This window comes from Polyangiaceae bacterium (assembly GCA_015075635.1).
In the GTDB taxonomy this organism is placed as follows: Bacteria; Myxococcota_A; Polyangia; order Polyangiales; family Polyangiaceae; genus JADJKB01.
The window spans coordinates 940,262-956,216 of the sequence record JABTUA010000001.1; the positions used below are offsets into that span (position 1 = coordinate 940,262).

Annotated in this window: 17 protein-coding genes; 12 read left to right on the forward strand and 5 right to left on the reverse strand. The window is 70.6% G+C overall.

What is annotated here, in order from left to right:
- Positions 1-7 precede the first annotated feature (7 nt).
- From HS104_04340 to HS104_04360, 5 genes are all read left to right on the forward strand, one after another.
- Positions 8-424: an EamA family transporter gene (locus tag HS104_04340; GenBank protein ID MBE7479208.1), complete on the forward strand. Its 417-nt coding sequence runs from the start codon at positions 8-10 to the stop codon at positions 422-424.
- Positions 425-557: 133 nt separating this feature from the next.
- Positions 558-974 carry a GtrA family protein gene (locus HS104_04345; protein ID MBE7479209.1) on the forward strand — a complete coding sequence of 139 codons (417 nt, stop codon included), beginning with the start codon at positions 558-560 and terminating at the stop codon, positions 972-974.
- Positions 971-2,185: a glycosyltransferase gene (locus tag HS104_04350; protein MBE7479210.1), complete on the forward strand. Its 1,215-nt coding sequence runs from the start codon at positions 971-973 to the stop codon at positions 2,183-2,185. The genes HS104_04345 and HS104_04350 overlap by 4 nt, the downstream gene beginning before the upstream one ends.
- Before the next feature lie 81 nt (positions 2,186-2,266).
- Entirely contained in the window at positions 2,267-2,803 is a 537-nt protein-coding gene (locus tag HS104_04355; protein MBE7479211.1) for a TerB family tellurite resistance protein, read from the forward strand.
- 7 nt (positions 2,804-2,810) lie between these two features.
- The gene (locus tag HS104_04360; protein MBE7479212.1) at positions 2,811-3,281 is read left to right on the forward strand and encodes a hypothetical protein; all 471 of its coding nucleotides are present in this window, start codon (positions 2,811-2,813) and stop codon (positions 3,279-3,281) included.
- A gap of 4 nt (positions 3,282-3,285) precedes the next feature.
- Here HS104_04360 and HS104_04365 read toward each other — a convergent pair whose 3' ends face one another.
- Complete coding sequence (locus HS104_04365) at positions 3,286-4,239, reverse strand: SUMF1/EgtB/PvdO family nonheme iron enzyme (GenBank protein MBE7479213.1); 954 nt, start codon at positions 4,237-4,239, stop codon at positions 3,286-3,288.
- On the reverse strand, positions 4,236-5,399 hold the full coding sequence (locus tag HS104_04370; GenBank protein MBE7479214.1) for a CapA family protein: 1,164 nt from the start codon (positions 5,397-5,399) through the stop codon (positions 4,236-4,238). Before HS104_04370 ends, HS104_04365 begins: the two co-directional genes overlap by 4 nt.
- 86 nt (positions 5,400-5,485) lie before the next feature.
- On the opposite strand from HS104_04370, the gene HS104_04375 reads away from it, so the two are divergent.
- Complete coding sequence (locus HS104_04375) at positions 5,486-7,000, forward strand: L,D-transpeptidase (GenBank protein ID MBE7479215.1); 1,515 nt, start codon at positions 5,486-5,488, stop codon at positions 6,998-7,000.
- A gap of 4 nt (positions 7,001-7,004) precedes the next feature.
- On the opposite strand, the gene HS104_04380 is transcribed toward HS104_04375, so the two are convergent.
- Both HS104_04380 and HS104_04385 read right to left on the reverse strand, forming a co-directional pair.
- The gene (locus HS104_04380) at positions 7,005-7,913 is read right to left on the reverse strand and encodes an autotransporter domain-containing protein (protein ID MBE7479216.1); all 909 of its coding nucleotides are present in this window, start codon (positions 7,911-7,913) and stop codon (positions 7,005-7,007) included.
- 55 nt (positions 7,914-7,968) lie between these two features.
- Positions 7,969-8,823, reverse strand: a complete 855-nt coding sequence (locus HS104_04385; GenBank protein MBE7479217.1) for a LysR family transcriptional regulator — start codon at positions 8,821-8,823, stop codon at positions 7,969-7,971.
- Between the two features lie 80 nt (positions 8,824-8,903).
- Here HS104_04385 and HS104_04390 point away from each other — a divergent pair, with 80 nt between their 5' ends.
- From HS104_04390 to HS104_04410, 5 genes are read left to right on the forward strand one after another with little or no spacing between them, the layout of a single operon-like run.
- Complete coding sequence (locus HS104_04390; protein ID MBE7479218.1) at positions 8,904-9,287, forward strand: hypothetical protein; 384 nt, start codon at positions 8,904-8,906, stop codon at positions 9,285-9,287.
- Between the two features lie 12 nt (positions 9,288-9,299).
- A complete protein-coding gene (zwf, locus tag HS104_04395; protein ID MBE7479219.1) occupies positions 9,300-10,853 on the forward strand; it encodes a glucose-6-phosphate dehydrogenase in 1,554 nt (517 codons plus the stop codon).
- Positions 10,850-11,893, forward strand: a complete 1,044-nt coding sequence (locus tag HS104_04400) for a glucose-6-phosphate dehydrogenase assembly protein OpcA (GenBank protein MBE7479220.1) — start codon at positions 10,850-10,852, stop codon at positions 11,891-11,893. Before zwf ends, HS104_04400 begins: the two co-directional genes overlap by 4 nt.
- The gene (gene pgl, locus HS104_04405; GenBank protein ID MBE7479221.1) at positions 11,886-12,569 is read left to right on the forward strand and encodes a 6-phosphogluconolactonase; all 684 of its coding nucleotides are present in this window, start codon (positions 11,886-11,888) and stop codon (positions 12,567-12,569) included. The genes HS104_04400 and pgl overlap by 8 nt, the downstream gene beginning before the upstream one ends.
- A 23-nt stretch (positions 12,570-12,592) precedes the next feature.
- On the forward strand, positions 12,593-13,912 hold the full coding sequence (locus HS104_04410; GenBank protein ID MBE7479222.1) for a UDP-glucose/GDP-mannose dehydrogenase family protein: 1,320 nt from the start codon (positions 12,593-12,595) through the stop codon (positions 13,910-13,912).
- Between the two features lie 264 nt (positions 13,913-14,176).
- On the opposite strand, the gene HS104_04415 is transcribed toward HS104_04410, so the two are convergent.
- The gene (locus HS104_04415) at positions 14,177-14,551 is read right to left on the reverse strand and encodes a hypothetical protein (protein MBE7479223.1); all 375 of its coding nucleotides are present in this window, start codon (positions 14,549-14,551) and stop codon (positions 14,177-14,179) included.
- A gap of 690 nt (positions 14,552-15,241) precedes the next feature.
- On the opposite strand from HS104_04415, the gene HS104_04420 reads away from it, so the two are divergent.
- Positions 15,242-15,661, forward strand: a complete 420-nt coding sequence (locus HS104_04420; GenBank protein ID MBE7479224.1) for a hypothetical protein — start codon at positions 15,242-15,244, stop codon at positions 15,659-15,661.
- The last annotated feature ends 294 nt before the right edge of the window (positions 15,662-15,955 follow it).

A 15,955-nucleotide genomic window follows, 5' to 3' on the forward strand; every position in this document is an offset into this window, starting at 1 on the left:
ACGGCGCATGCCGTGGATCCACGCCGTCATCACCCTCGTCTGCTGGGGCTTCTGGGCGTTTCTGCCCAAGCTCGCGGTGAAGCACCTGCCGGACGCGTTCAGCGCGCTCTTCTATCAACAGCTCGGTTCGGTGGTGTGTCTCTTGGGTTACGGCGCCACCCGCGGCTCGCTCGCGCCGAGCTTCCAACCGAAGGGCGTGCTGTTCGCGGCCCTCGCGGGCATCGCCGCGACGACGGGCATGGCGTTCTACTACCGCGCCGCGGCGCGCCTGCCCGTCAGCGTGGTGTCGGTCACCACCGCGCTCTACCCGCTCGTGTCCGTCGCGCTCGCGTTGCTCGTGCTCGGCGAGCGGCTGACGCCCCGGCAGTGGCTGGGCGCGGCGCTGGCGCTGGTGGCGGTCGCGCTGCTCGCTCCTGCGAGCTAGGCATACACCGTCGCCGCGAAGTGGTTCAACCAGTCGTGTAAGGCGCTTCGCGGTAGCCGGCTTCGCGCATGCCGCCAAGTCGGCGGATTTGCTCGGGCGCGCCAATGGCACGGGCCTGGCTTGGCTCTTGGGCGTGGTCAATCCGACATTCATCAACGGCCTCTGGGTGGTGGCGCGCAGCGCGACCATCGGCCTCCTCGCGACGGCGACGGATCTGGTCGCGCTCGGCGTGCTCGTCAGCGGCTTCGGCCTCTCGCCGCGCGTCGCCAGCGTGCCCGCGCTGGCGCTCGGCATCGCGGTTCAATTCGTGGGCAACAAGTGGTTCGCGTTCGGGGATCGCTCGCGCGACTGGCTGCGCCAGGGTGCGCAGTTCCTGGGCGTGGAGTCGCTCGGCTTCGTCGCGAACATCGTGCTCTTCGATCTCGCGGTCACGCTGACCAAGCTGCCCTACCTGCCGCTGCGCCTGCTCACCACCAACCTCGTCTACTTCGCCTTCTGCCTGCCGCTCTGGTCGTTGATCTTCCGGACCCGAACCCAGGAGTCGTCATGAACACCGTTGCCTTCGCGCTGACCGGTCTCTGCACCGCGTGGACGCTGCTCGGGACGCTCTCGGTGATCCGCGCGACCCGTGGGCAGCGCCTCCCCGAGAGCCTCGCCAGCCGGATCGAGGATCCGTTCTCCACCAGTCGTTTCGACGGGCTGGCAGCCGAGGAGCGCGCCGGACGCGCTCGCGCGCTGCCGCCCGTGAGCGTGCTCAAGCCGCTGTGCGGCAAAGACGCGGGCCTCTCCGCCAACCTGGAGAGTTTCTTCCTGCAAGATCACCCGAACCTCGAGCTGGTGTTCGGCGTGCAGAGCCCGAACGACCCGGCCATCGAGGTGGTGCGCGAGCTCGCGGCCCGCTACCCCGCGTCGAACGTGAAGCTGGTGGTTCACACGGGTGGGACCGCCATCAACCCCAAGGTGGACAACCTGCTCGGCATGTTGCCCCACGCCTCTCACGACCTGCTCCTGATCAGCGACAGCAACGTGCGCGCGCCGGCGCACTACGTCTCCGAGATGGTCGAGACCCTGCTGGCCGACCCGAAGAACGGCCTGGTCACCAACCTGTTCGCCGGCACCGGCGAGGACGGCCTGGGCTCGGCCTTGGAGAACGTGCAGCTGAACGGCTTCTGCGCCGCCGGCACCGCGCTGCCGACCTTGCTCGGCGACGCGCTGATCATCGGCAAGAGCATGCTGTTCTCGCGTCGCATGTTCGATGAGCTCGGCGGCTTCCGCCGGGTCGCGGACGTGCTCGCCGAGGACTACGTGATGGGCAAGCTGTTCCAGCACGGCGGCTACCGCGTGCGCATCGCGCCGACGGTGCTGGACAACGTGACCCGGGGCATGAGCGTGCGCGGCTTCGTGCAGCGCCAGCAGCGCTGGGCCATGCTGCGCTCGCGCCTGCGCCCGGCGGCGCAGCTGGTCGAGCCGCTGACCAGCCCGCTGGCGGTCCTGCCGCTGGCCATCTGGCTCTTGGGACCCGCCGCGGCCGTCACCTGGGCGCTGACCCTGCTCGCGCTGCGCGACGTCGGCGGCTGGGTCGCCTTGCGCGGCTACAAGCACGCCTGGCTGCCGGCGCTGCTCTCGCCGCTGCGCGAGCTGTTCATGCTGTTCGTGTGGTTCCGCGCGCCGCTCAAGCGTCACGTAGTCTGGCGCGGCCACCGGGTGCGCCTGGGCGCCGGCACGCTGGTGTTCGTGCCGGCGGAGGCCCGCGCGCGCTGACTCCCTGAGGGTTGCGCGTGCGGATCGCATGCGTCGCCAGGCCCTGGATCGCGGTTCTTCGACCGTGTAGCGTCCATGCCCATGAAGATCGAGACCGGCACCATCACGCGCCTTCGAGATGCCCTGCTCGCGAGCGGCCGTCGGCCCACCATGGTGCTGTCTCCCGCCTACGAGACGCTGACGCGCGAGGGTCTGCTCAGCCAAGAGGAGACGATGGCGCTGTCGCGCATCGATCCCCTGGCGGAGACCATGTTCCTGATGATGAGCGCGGACGGCAAGATCGAGGAGGCCGAGCGCGACGTGGTGCGCGGTGCCATCCGCGGGCTGAGCGACAACTTGCTCCGCAGCGGCACCATCAACGTGATGATCGAGAACTACCAGAAGCGCCTGGCGGAGCAGGGCCGCGACGCTCGCCTTCAGGAGATCGCCGAGGAGATCGCCGAGGAGCCCAGCGAGGCCGAGGGCGCCTTCGCGCTGGCCGCGGCGGTTGCGCTGGCGGACGAGGAGATCGCCGACGAGGAGAACGCGCTGATCAACCAGCTCGCTGAGTGGTTCGGCATCTCCGAGGAACGCGCCGGACAGATCCTCGACCAGCTCGAGGACGACGCCGCGAGCTGATCCTCCCATGAGCGACGAAGCGTCCGACGACAAACCCGTGGCGGCCGCCGACGGGGACGAGGCTGCGCCCATCCCCGATCCCTTGATCGGCGGCGCGGCGGCGGAGGCCGACGTGATCCTCCTGGAGAGCTTCGCGGCGCGGGCCGGGATCTTGGGCAAGCTGAGCCTCGCCGCCGGCGCGCTGGCACTGGTGCTGGTCCTGGTGGCGTTCACCGGACGCGTGGACGTGGGCGTCTTGCTCTACGTCGCGCCCATCGGCGCGGCGAACGTCTGGCTCGGCGTGCTCCTGGGCCGCGCGGCGCACGCCCTGTCCCAGGCCGCCAAGGCCCGCTGGTCCGACAAGAACGCGCTGGCGACCGCCGTACGCGAGCTGCACAAGGTCTTCGGCGTGCTCTTGTTGACGACCGGGTTCCTGGTCTTCCTGATGGTGCTCGCGCTGTTGATCGCGGCGGCCTTCCAGCGCGCCGCGGAGATCTGAGCGCTCAGGAAGCGTTCCTGACGCAGCGGAAGCCGAGCCCCGGCACGCGATAGGTCTTCTTCGAGCCCGCGCGCCAGGCCACCTTCAGCGCTTCTTTGCTGCGGTTCCAGCCGCCGCCGCGGAGCGCGCGCACGTAGCAGTCACCGGGGATGTTCGGGTGCGTCTGCGGGCTCGGGTCCACGACCTTCTCGCTGGGGTAGGGCAGGTAGCAGTCGTTGGTCCACTCCCAGAGGTTGCCGCCCAGATCGAAGATGTCGCCGTTCGGCCAGCTGGTCCTGCCGGCGGGATGCGCCTTCACCTTGCTGGTGCCGCCGCCGTGGCAGCCGACGTCGCCCGCCGGATCCGTCTTGGGCGAGCCACCCGGAGTGAAGTCGGCGAGCTCACAGCTCGGCTCGGCCTCACCCCAAGGGTACTTGCGGCCGTCGCCGTGGCCCGCGGCCCACTCGAACTGCGCCTCGGTGGGCAGCGCCTTGCCCTGGCTCTCGCAGTAGTGCTTGGCCTGGCCGAAGTTCACCATGTTGATCGGGTGATCGTCGCGGTGGAACTCCTCGCGGTAGTTGCTGTTCTGGTCGTTGAGCTGAGGGATGGTGCAGGTGCCCGCGGCGACGCAGCGCTTGTACGCGGCGACGGTCACCTCCGTGGCGTCCATGCAGAACGGCCTGCTCAGCACCACGACGTGCTTCTGGTCCTGGGCGCCGCGCGGTCCGCGGCCCATCTCGAAGCCGCCGGGGCCCGTGGCCGGCACGTAGACCTCGCCTTCGCCGCAGGCCGGCAGGCAGCGCCCCGCTTCGCAGCGCTCGAGGGAGTTGCAGCCGGGGGCGCAGCTCGGCGCGGCCGGCGGAGCCGGCGCCGGCGCGGCGACCGGCTTGGGCGAGGCGCTCGCCGACGGCACCGGCGAGTCGTGTCCGCCAGACCCGCACCCGGCGACGAAGAGCAGCGCGACCAGCGCGCGCTTCACTTGCGCTCCTTCTTGGGCCGCGGGCTGAGCGGCAGACAGGAGAGCTCGCCCGGCGCGCCCACGTTGGTGCCGCCGGTGGCCGCCGAGACCTGCTGCAGGTGGTGGGTGAAGGTCCGCTCTCGCGCCGGCTGCGTCTTGCCCTCGAACGGCATCGGGACGTGGCCGAGGATGTGATACGGGCAGGCCTCGGCTTCGAGGCGGCCGTCGGCGTGGAACGTGACGCGGGCCATGAAGCTGGTTCCGGTCCAAGGGTAGTCGCTGTGCATGGCGAAGACCAAGTTGCCGAGGCTGTAGAACGCGGGCTTGTCTCCGTGCCACGCCACGCCGTGGGGCACGTGGGGATGGTGACCGAAGAACGCGTCGACGCCGGCCCCCATCACCTGCGCGACGAAGGTTCGCGTCCACTGCATCGGCACGTCCTGGTACTCGCCGCCGCCGTGGTAGTGCAGAAGCACCAGGTCGTGCTCCTTCCGGGCCTTCTCGAGCGGCTCCTTCAGGAGCTTGAAGGCCGCCCAGGCGATGTGGTTTCGCCCCTCGTGCTCCTGGATGGGCCCTTGGTTCCAGATGTCGGTGACGCCGAACACGGCCACGCTCCAGCCCTTGGCGCTGAGCACCGTGGGCTCGTACATGCGCGAGGGCTCGCGGCTGGCGCCGGCGTAGCGCACGCCCGCGCGCTCCAGGTTGTCGAGGGTCTGCAAGAAGGCGCTCTTGCCGTAGTCCCAGGCGTGGTTGTTCGCGAGCGAGACCAGCTGGATGCCGGCGCGCGCCAGCACGTCGGCGCCTCCCGGCGGCCCGGTGAACACCAGGTGGTTCACCGGGTGCTGGGTCTGCCCGTTCTGTTCGCTGAGCTGGGACTCCAGGTTGACCATGCGCAGATCCGCGCTCGCGAGGAGCGGCGCGATGGCGTGGAAGGGATCGTATTTCGGATCCTTCAGGATGGCCTGCCCCGCCCCCCGGCCCAGGTTCACGTCGCCGCCCACCAGCACCACCAGGCGGTCGCTCTTCGCCGGGGCCGCCTCGGGCAGGGGCTCGGCGGCCGGCGCCGCGCTCGGCTCGGGGATGGAGATCTGCGCGTCGGCGCCCGCGGGTTTCTCCGCGCGCTCCGCGCAGCCGACGAGCCCGCCGAGCAACGCGGCGAGCGCTCCGAAGGTGACGCGCATGGGGGGAAGCCCGCGAATTCTGACAGACGCCGGGCACGGAGGCCCGTTTCTGGATCCCGCGCCGCCGCCGCGAGACAATTCGCCGGATGCGGCGCGTGGTCTTGGCTGGAGCGGCCATCGTGGTGGCATGTGCTGCCAACCACGAGCCCGGCGTGCGCTCGTCGCCCACGAGCACGAGCCCCGCGCCGGTCGAGGCGCCCGCGGCGGCGCGCGCCGGCGTGCAGGAAGCGGTTGCGGCCCCGGTGAGCACGCCGAGCCTCGCGGAGTACTTCGGCGAGGGCTACCCGAGGGCGGCGCCCCCGGCAGCCGGCAGCGCCGTCGGCTCCATCGGCTGGGGCACCTGGATTCAGCCCGCTCCGCGCTCGGGCTCGCTGCCGCTCGGCAGCATCCGCATTGGCGGCAGCTTGCCGCTGACCTCGGCGGAGCTCTTGCCGGGGAACGGTTCGTGCCCGCGCTTCGTGAGCGTGGAAGGGGGCTACGTGTGCGCTGGACCACGCGCGACCCTCGACATGCAGTCGCGCTGGATGCAGGCGGGGATCTGGACCGAGCCGGCGCCCGGGGTGATGCCGTACCAGTACGCGCTGAGCGTCGGCACGCCGCTGCTGACCAAACCGCTGCCGCCCGAGAAGATGCTGTGGCGGACCGGCGCGCGGGAGCGCCCGAAGATGAAGGGTTGGAACGCGGGCCACGACGAGCTCGCGGAACTCGAGCCGATCGCGCCTAACGGTCCCATTCCCGACTTCCTGCGCGACGGCGGGCAGGTTCCCACGCCCTGGGGCGAGCCGAAGGGCGTGTTCTTCAAGAAGTTCCCGGCGGGCAACATGCTGGCCTACACCCGCGCGTTCGAGGCCTTCGGCGAGACCTGGGTCTTGTCCACCGACATGAGCGTAGTGCCCGCCCGGGGGCTCAAGCGCTTCCGCGTCTCGGAGTTCCGCGGCGTCGAGCTCGGCTCGGACGTCGAGCTGCCCATCGCCTGGATGCGCAAGCAGGCGCGCCCGAAGTGGAGGAAGACCGAGCAGGGCTTCGAGCGCAGCGGTGAGAGCTGGCCGCTCCGGACGCACGTGGCGCTCACGGGCCGCGAAGAGAAGAGCGGCAAGCAGCGCTTCCTGGAGACCCGGGAGCCCGGCGTCTACATCGAGCGGAGCGACGCTACGCTGGTCGAGGCGCGACCGAAGCCGCCCTGGGAGGTCAAGGGCACCGGCAAGTGGATCCACGTGCGGGTGAACCGCGGCACGCTGACCCTGTACGAGGGGCCGAAGCCCGTCTTCACCACGCTGATCTCGCCCGGCAAGACCGACGCGACGCCCTACGGGCGCTACTTCGTCGAGAGCAAGCACCACTTCTCGAGCATGAGCACCGAGAGCAGCGACTTCTGGATCGCGGACGTGCCCTGGACCATCTACTTCAAGCGCCCGTACGCGATCCACGCCAGCTACTGGCACGAGAACTTCGGCGAGCGCATGAGCGGCGGCTGCATCAACCTGTCGCCCATCGACGCCAAGCGCACCTTCGACTGGGTCGCGCCCGACTTGCCCGCCGGCTGGGACACCGTGCAGGCCTACGGCATGGGCGGCGGGACCTTCGTGCTGGTCGAGGGCTGAGCCGTCAGTGCATGGTGGCGGTGAACATCAGTGAGACGACCGTGGTGTTCCAGTCCTGCTTGGTCGTCGCCGAGACGCCGCCCAGGCTGACCGTTCGCTCGTACTTGAGCGGGGCGTACATGAGCCGGAGCTCTGGTCCGATGCTCCACTGCTCGCCGACCCAGAAGTCATAGCCGCCGCCGATGCCGAACACGGCGCCGCTCGGGCGCTCTTCGTCGTCGGGGTCGTCGTCGTCGCCGTCGTCGAGCTGGCCGAAGCCGATCAGCGCCTGCAAGTATCCGCCCGAATTGGGGTCGAAGTAGTATTGGCCGAACAGGCCGATCACCGAGAACGTGAGCGTCTCGTCCGTGGTGTCCACGTCCCGCTTGTTACCGGCCGCGTCCGTCACCTCGAAGTCCGGCTCGCTGAAGCCGTGGCCCAGGAGCGCGCCGCCGAGCACGAAGCCCGGGGCGACCGTTCCCCCGATCATCGCCAAGCCGATGCCGATGCCGCTACCCTTGAGGGTGGCTTCCTCTCCGGTGTCCGGCTCCTTCACCTTGACGGCGACGTTCGCGTACGCGTAGCCGATGCCGAAGCGCAGGAAGAACCCATCGTGCTCGTGCACGCCCTCTTTCGCCGGCGGCGGCGGCGGTGGCGGCCCAGCCTGCGGCGGATAGCCGTAATAGCCGGGTGGTGGCGCGCCCTGGGGCGGCGGCGCACCCGGCTGGCCGTAGGCGCCCGGCGGGGGAGCTTGTCCGGGTGGCGGCGCGGGCGCCGGCGCGGGCGCTACCGTGGACGGTGGCGGTGGGGGCGGGGGCTCGCCAGCTGGCGGCGGCGGCGGTGGAGGAGGCGGCGGCTCCGCGCCCTGCGCGGCGGCGCCGACTGCGGCGCTCGAAGCCCCAAGAAACACCAGCGTCGCGAGCCACCTTCGCATCCCGATACCTCCGCTCGTGGAGGGTTGCGCAGATGCACCGATGCCGTCAACCGGATCAGCGCTCGGGCAAGTGCGCGAGGGCCGCCTCGACCAGCGGGTGGCTCAGGCCCGCGCGCCAGACTGCACGGATCGGGAACGACGTGCCGGGGCCTTGCTGACGTTGGGCCACCACCCCGTCGAGCACGGGGCCGCTCGGCTCGAGCCAGGGGATCACCGAGAAGCCGAGGCCGGCGCGTACGAACGCCAGGATGGCGTCCACACCGCTCGCCGAGATCGTGCGCGCGGGCACACCGATGTGGCGGCGCACCGCTTCCATCTGTACGGCGTGGTGCGGCAGCGACGGGTGGTAGCTGACGAACGCCGCGCGGCGCAGCGAGGCGAGGTCACTCCGGTGACCGGCGGGCACCACGAGGTACGAGTGACTCGTGGCCACGCGGCGCGACTCGCAGCCCGCAGGGACGCGCTCGCAGTAGTCCACGATCAGGTGGCAGTCGCCGTTCGCGAGGCGAGTGAGATCCGTCAGCGCGACGTCTTCGATGTCCACGTGGATGTCCGGGCGTGCGTCACGGAGCGCGCGCAGGAACTCGGGCAACAGCTGCCGGGTCACCAGCCCCGAGGTGTCCACGCGCAACGTGCCGCCGAAGCGTGCGCTGCGGATCGAGTCGGCGACGAGCGAGATCTGCTCGAAGAACGGCGCGCAGAACTCGAACAGGCGCTCGCCGGCGGCGGTGAGACGAACCTGGTCCTTGGCCACCCGCTCGAACAGCGAGACGCCGAGCTCCTGCTCGAGCTTCCGCACCTGCTGGTGCACCGCCGGCTGGGTGATCGGGTAGGGAAACGCCCGCGCGGCGCGGGCATAACCACGCTCCCGTGCCACGTGGAAGAAGCCCTCCAGGCGGTGGAGCTGCATCCTAGTCAATTAGCACTGCTTATCGAAACATGCAGAACTAATTCGGGCACATTGTCGGTGCCCGGGCGTAGGAACCGGGCATGAAACTGCGAAACGTCTGGGTGCTGATCGGCGCGGTGCTGGTGGTGGCGGGCTTCTGCCTGGGCTGGTTCGGGCTGCGCGGCTTCGGAGCCGGCTTCTTCGTGAACGGCTGGCAGGTGATTTCCTTCGCCAAGGACCGGGGCGCGCTCTACTACCTGCTGTACCTGCTGCCGGTGGGCGCGCTCCTCGCCGGCCTCTTGGCCTGGGTGGACCGCCGGGCCGCGGGCACGCTGGCCATGCTGGTGGGCGGCGCGTTCCTGCTCTGGGGCGGCTTCGAGGTCCTGCGCGTGCTCTACCACACGACCTTCGCCGGGCTCTGGGTCACGGCGCTCGGCGCGCTCACGCTGTTCGTGGCGGGTGTGGAGACGCGCTCCCGCGCGTAACATCGCGGGCTCATGGCAACCCTTCCCCCGCCCGAGAATCCGCTGCGCGCCGGTGTGCTCGAGGACCTGAGTGTCGATCCCTGCGTGCTGGTCATCTTCGGCGCGAGCGGTGACCTCACCGGTCGCAAGCTCGTGCCAGGCGTGTATGCGCTGGCCAAGAACCGCATGCTCCCGAGCGCATTCGCGCTGGTCGGCTTTGCGCGGCGGCCGATGAGCGACGACGATCTGCGCGAGAAGATGCGCGGCGCGGTGGACAAGTACGCCCGGCAGAAGCCCGTGGACTCGCTGGTCTGGGACGATCTCGCGCGCGGCATGCGCTACGTGCAGGGCGCGTTCGACGACCCTGCGGCGTACCAGAAGCTGAAGCTGACGCTCGAGGAGCTGGACCGCGAGCGTGGCACGCGCGGTGGCCGGACCTTCTACCTGGCGGTGCCGCCCGACGCGGTGCGCGGCATCGTGCAGAACCTGGTGAACGCGGGCCTGTGCCCGCCGCCCGGCAGCGACGGCACGCCCTACGCCCGCGTGATCGTCGAGAAGCCCTTCGGCGTGGATCTGGCGTCGGCGAAGCAGCTGAACCGCGACCTGCTCGGTCTGCTGGACGAGCGGCAGGTGTTCCGCATCGACCACTACCTGGGCAAGGAGACGGTGCAGAACCTGTTGGTCCTGCGCTTCGGCAACACCATCTTCGAGCCGCTCTGGAACCGCAACCACGTCTCGCACGTGGAGCTCACGGTGGCCGAGCACATCGGCATGGAAGGGCGCGGCAAGTTCTACGAGCAGACCGGCCTGATGCGCGACATCGTGCAGAACCACGCGCTCCAGTTGCTGTCGCTGACGGCGATGGAGGCACCCGTTGCCTGGGACGCCGACGCGGTGCGCGACGAGAAGGTCAAGGCGCTACGTGCGCTCCGGCCCATCAACAGCGTCGAGGAGGTGCGCCGCTTCGCCGTGCGTGGCCAATACGCCGCCGGCGTGGTGCGCGGCGACGCGGTGCCCGCGTATCGCGAAGAGCCCGACGTGGCCAGGGCGAGCGAGGTCGAGACCTACGTGGCCATCGAAGCGCGGGTGGACAACTGGCGCTGGGCGGACGTGCCGTTCTACTTGCGCGCGGGCAAGCGCCTGGGCAAGCGGGTCACCGAGATCGTCCTGCACTTCAAGCCGCTGCCGCACCCGCTCTTCGACACCAGCGCGCTCAGCTTGCGCCAGCCGAACTCGCTGGTCTTGCGCATCCAGCCCGACGAGGGCATCGCGCTGCGCTTCGCCACCAAGATCCCGGGGCAGGGCGTGGCGATGCGCGACGTGGCCATGGATTTCCGCTACGGAACCGCCTTCGGTCACGAGAGCCCCGAGGCCTACGAGCGCCTCCTGCTCGACGCCATGCGCGGCGACGCCACGCTGTTCACGAGGCACGACGAGGTCGAGGCGCAGTGGTCCTTCGTCGATCCCATCCTGGGCACCTGGCGCGCGAACGAGGCGCCGCTCACCAGCTACGAAGCGGGCGGCTGGGGACCCGCCGAGTCCGACGCGATGCTCGGCCGGAGCTCGCACCGCTGGAGCAAGCCGTGACCGCGCGCGTGAGCGACGCGCTGGCGCGCATCGAGAAGGAGCTCGGCGCGCTTTGGCAGCCCGACGAGTCCGGCAGCGCCAAACCCCACGCGACCACGCTGAACCTGGTGGCGCTCCACGGTCAGAGCGAGTGCCTGTTCCTGGAGACGCTGGAGGACGTGGCGGCGCGGCTCGGCGCGCGAACCTTCGTGGTCAACGTGGACGGCCGGCTCGAGCCCTGGGCGCTCGAGGGCGACGTGTCCGCGGTGTGCCGGCTGGAGCCGGGCACCACCCGCGAGGCGGTCTGCGCTGAGCGCGTGACCTTGCGCTTCGGGGCCATGGTGGGCAAGCGCGCCGCGTCGATCCTCGACTCGCTGGTCGAGTCGTCGCTGCCGACGGCCGTCTTCGCCGGTCCGGGGGCGCCGGCCTCGGTGCTGGACGCGCTGGCGAAGAGCGCCGGGGCGGTGGTGATCGACAGCGCGGAGATGGGCCTGACCCGCGCGGCCCAGCTCGCGGCGAGCTCCCGCGCTCAGCTCCACGACCTGGCGTTCATCCGCACGCGCCGCTGGCGCGAGATGCTGGCCCGCGTGTTCGACGACCCGGCGCTCCGGCCCGCCCTGGCGAGCGTGCGCTCGGTCTCGGTGCTCCACGCCGAGCGCCGCGATCACGCCGGCGCCAGCGCCGAGGCCGAGCTGCTCGTCGCCTGGCTCGCGGCGCGCCTGGGCTGGCGGCCCGCGTTCAGCGACGCCCGCGGCGAGCCCGTCGAGGTGCGCGTCGAGAGCGACGCCCGCGCAGGTGTCACGCCGGGTTGCATGATCTCGGTGGAGCTCTCTGCCGAGCTGCCGGCGGGGCCCGTGGGGGCGCGCGTCGAGCGCGACGCGGACGGCGAGCACCTGACCTGGACGGTCAACGCGCCGGGGAATCCTCCTCAGGTGCGCCGCTACGCCACGCCGCGCCGCGACGACGCCGAGCTGGTCGAGCGCGCGATCCGCAGCTTCAACGCCGATCAGCTGCTGCGCGAGACGCTCTCCCTGTTCCGCACTTGGAAGCCCAATGCCTGAGATCGTGGTCGTCGCCGACGCTGCGGAGCTGGCCGAGCGCGCCGCGGCGCTGATGCGCGAGAGCATCGACGCCGCCATCCGCGAGCGCGGAGTGGCCCGGGTGGCGCTCTCCGGCGGCTCGACTCCGGGACAGACCTATCGCTTGCTCGGCCGGAGCGGCCTCGACGTGGAGCGCTGCCGCTGGTTCTTCGTGGACGAGCGCAACGTGCCGCCCGACCACGAGCGCAGCAACTACCGCGCGGCGAAGCACGACCTGTTCGATCCGGCGGGCATCCCGAGCGCGCACGTGTTTCGCATGAGGGGTGACGCGGGCGAATACGCGGCCACGCTCGGCTGCGAGCTCGGCCCAGGCGGTCGCTTCGACCTGATCGTGGCCGGCATCGGCGACGACGGGCACACGGCCTCGCTGTTCCCGGGCACGGGCGCGGTGCGCGACGCGGCCAGCGTGGTCGCCGTCGAGCCGGGCGGCGGGCTCGAGCCGCGCGTCAGCCTGGGAACGAGCACGCTGCTCGCGGCGCGCAGGATCCTCGTCCTGGTCAGCGGCGCGGGGAAGCGCGAGGCCCTCGCCCGAGCGCTCGAGGCCGGGGACGAGGACGAGGTCCCGGCGCGGATCTACCTGGCGGCGCCGGCGGGCGTCGTGACGTTCGTCACGGACCGAGCCTCGACAGCTGCCTGAATGGAGGGTAGACGAGCCGCGTCATGCGCATCGCAGTCGTGGGCTCGGGATACGTGGGTTTGGTCGCCGGGGCGTGCTTCGCCGACGTCGGGACGGACGTGGTCTGCGTGGACGTGGACGAGGGCAAGCTGGAGAAGCTGCGTCGCGGCGAGGTCCCGTTCTTCGAGCCGCGCCTCGACGATCTGGTGAAGCGCAATCACCCCGATCGCCTGCGCTTCAGCTCGAACCTGGCGGACAGCATCGCGGGTCGCAAGGCCGTGTTCATCGCCGTGGGCACCCCGCCCAACGAGGACGGCTCCGCCGACCTGCAACACGTGCTGAAGGTCGCCGAGGACGTCGCCAAGCTGGCGACGAACGACCTGGCGCTGGTGACCAAGAGCACGGTCCCCGTGGGCACCAACAAGAAGGTGCGCGAGGTGGTGGCGAAGCACGCCAAGCACCGCATCAGCGTGGTCAGTAACCCCGAGTTTCTCAAGGAGGGCGACGCGGTCAACGACTTCCTGAAGCCGGACCGCATCGTCGTCGGCACCGACAGCGACGAGGCCTTCGACATCCTCGCTCGCCTCTACGCGCCCTTCAATCGCCAGCGCAACCGCATCCATCGCATGAGCCCGGAGAGCGCCGAGATCGTGAAGTACGCGGCCAACGCCATGCTCGCGACCAAGATCTCGTTCATGAACGAGATCGCTCGGCTCTGCGACGTGGTCGGCGCGGACGTCGAGGACGTGCGGCTCGCGGTCGGCAGCGACGAGCGCATCGGCCTTCAGTTCCTCTACCCCGGCCTCGGCTTCGGCGGCAGCTGCTTCCCCAAGGATCTGCGCGCGCTGGTGCACACCGGGCAAGAGCTCGGCGTGAAGATGGGCGTCGCCGAGGCGGCCACGGTCGCCAACGAAGCGCCGGTGCGCCTCTTGCTCGAGCACATGGAGAAGGACTTGGGCGGTCTGGCGGGCAAGGCCGTCGCGGTCTGGGGCCTGGCCTTCAAGCCGCGAACGGACGATGTGCGCGAGGCGCCAGCGCTCAAGCTGATCGAGCACCTGGTGAACAAAGGCGCCAGCGTGCGCGCCACGGATCCGCAGGCCCGCGAGACGGCGCTCGTGCGCTTGAAGGAGGCCGGCATCGCCGAGAAGGTCGCGCTCAGCGCCGACTACTACGAGATCTGCCGCGGCGCCGACGCGCTGGTGGTGGCGACGGAGTGGAACCAGTACCGGTCGCCGGACTTCGAGCGCATCCGCGAGCTGATGCGCGGCCGTCACGTGTTCGACGGCCGAAACTGCCTGGTGCCCGAGAGCGTGAAGGACGCGGGTCTCTGCTACCGCGGGATGGGGCGGCCGGCGCTGGGGTAGGGCGGAGGGCAGAATGGCGCGCAACTACCCAGAAGTAGCCCGCGCGCGGGGGCCAGAGGCGAACCCCTAGTGACAGCCCTGCTTCTTCTGTTCCCCTGGGACACAGGGCGACCACGCAGTTGATCACCGTTGAAGACTCCTGGTCGGCCACCACTGTGGCGGATGCAGCACCGTGTGCTCGGACCCGATCTCCGGCTCCGGCACCGGAACCAAGGGTTGCACCTCCGGAGCCTGCGGCGTGACCTGCAACGCAGCCACGGTCACTCAGTGCGCGACCCCGAACGGGACGGCGTGCGTGAACAAGGTCGCCGATCCGCAGCACTGCGGGAGCTGCGGCAAGAGCTGTGGCAACGGCGGCAAATGCGCTGGCAGCGCCTGCTCGACCGACGCCTGCGCGCTGGGCGCCACCACCTGCGGCCTCTCCGGTTGTGTGGACACCAACACCGCCCCCGGGCACTGCGGCGGGTGCAACAAGGGCTGCCTGGGCTCGAACAACCGCTGCGAGAACGGCGCCTGCAAGTCGGCCGGCTCGGCAGGGCTCACCGCGTGTGGCAACGCGCTCGCTGGGTTCGCCTGCGTGGACCTGAAGACCAATCCCGAGCACTGCGGCTCGTGCGGCAGCGCGTGCACCGCGGGCAAGTTGCTTCCTCTACGCTTCCGGCTGCTGGGAGTGCGGCAACGGCAACGCCATGCCGGTCTGTTGCACCGTGCTCGGCAACACCGTGTGCCTACCCGCGGGCACGACCTGCCCTTGAGCTCGAAGGCAGAGTCAGTCCGGAAGCCCAGCGCGGAGCGGCGCGAGCGCAGGCCCGGTGAGGCCACGGTCTGCCCGGGTCTGCCCGCAGTCCCGCTCGGTGTCGGGCCGGACAGAGGTCGAGAAGCGACGCGTTCTCGAAGAGTTGAGGACGGTCACGGGTACGGCGCGCGAGCAGGCGCAAATTCGCACTCGAGGTCAGGACGGGCCGGCGCTGGAGGTCGGGGCGTGGCTCTCGGGTGGCGCCAGGCGTTGGTGAAGCGCTGGCGGCGTCGGCGCAGCGGTCGAGCGCACGACGCAGAGCTCGATGACCGCGAGTGCGGCACTGCGTGCAGCTGCCTGGAGGGAGCGCCATCGGACTCGAGCTCGACGCGCAGCTTCCGGACCCACGGCGCTGCCGCTGACAAAGACCACCGAGGGCATCCCGTGCACGCCCCAGTCGCTGGGGGGCGTGCCAGCACCATTTCAGCGTACGGTGACCTGAGAGAACATGGTCCGGGGCAGGTACCCCGGCCCCGCCGCCGGCCCAGGCGCCTCGCCCTCGCGTCGAGCCGCTCTCGCCGGAGAGCGTTCGCGTGGAATTCAGCGCCCACGCTGCGTTCCGCGACAAGCTCGAGCAGGCCCGGGCGCTGCTCAGCCACACGGTGCCCAGCGGCGACCTCGCGACGATCCTCGAGCGCGCGCTGGACCTGCTCATCGAGCGGGAGACGAAGCGCCGCGCCGGCGCGGGCAAGCCCCGCAAGCGCCGCGAGACGAAGCCGGGCTCGCGGATCTCGGAGGCGCGAGCGAGGCGAAGACAGAGCACGCCACCGGCGCCACCAGCGCCGACGCCCGCGCCCGAGGGCGGCGTGTCCGAAAAGGTGCTCGGAGCGCTGGTTCGGATGGGGTTCAAGCGAGCGGACGCGCGGCGAGCCGTCGAGCAAGCGCGCCTCTGCGAGGTGGAGCCGCTGCTCGAGCCGATGCTTCGCGCGACGCTCGCCATTCTCACACCGTGAGACGGTTCGGGCACACCCCACGTCGAATGGGGTGTGCACGGATTGCCCTTGGTGGTCATTGTCAGCGGCAGCGCCGTGGGCACGCATGCGGACGAAGGAAAGGAGCTCATCCGTGCCTCGAACAGGTCGCACTCAACGCAGAGTCATCGGCATGCTCGTCAAACGCTTCGGCGACGCGCGCCTCGACGAGGTCCGCGACCCGCGCGATCCGCGTGGACGTCGCTGGGACGGTGTACTTCGTGTTCCGCGCCACGCGCTGGGTGACGTTATCGCGACAACGCCTCGCTTGGAGCA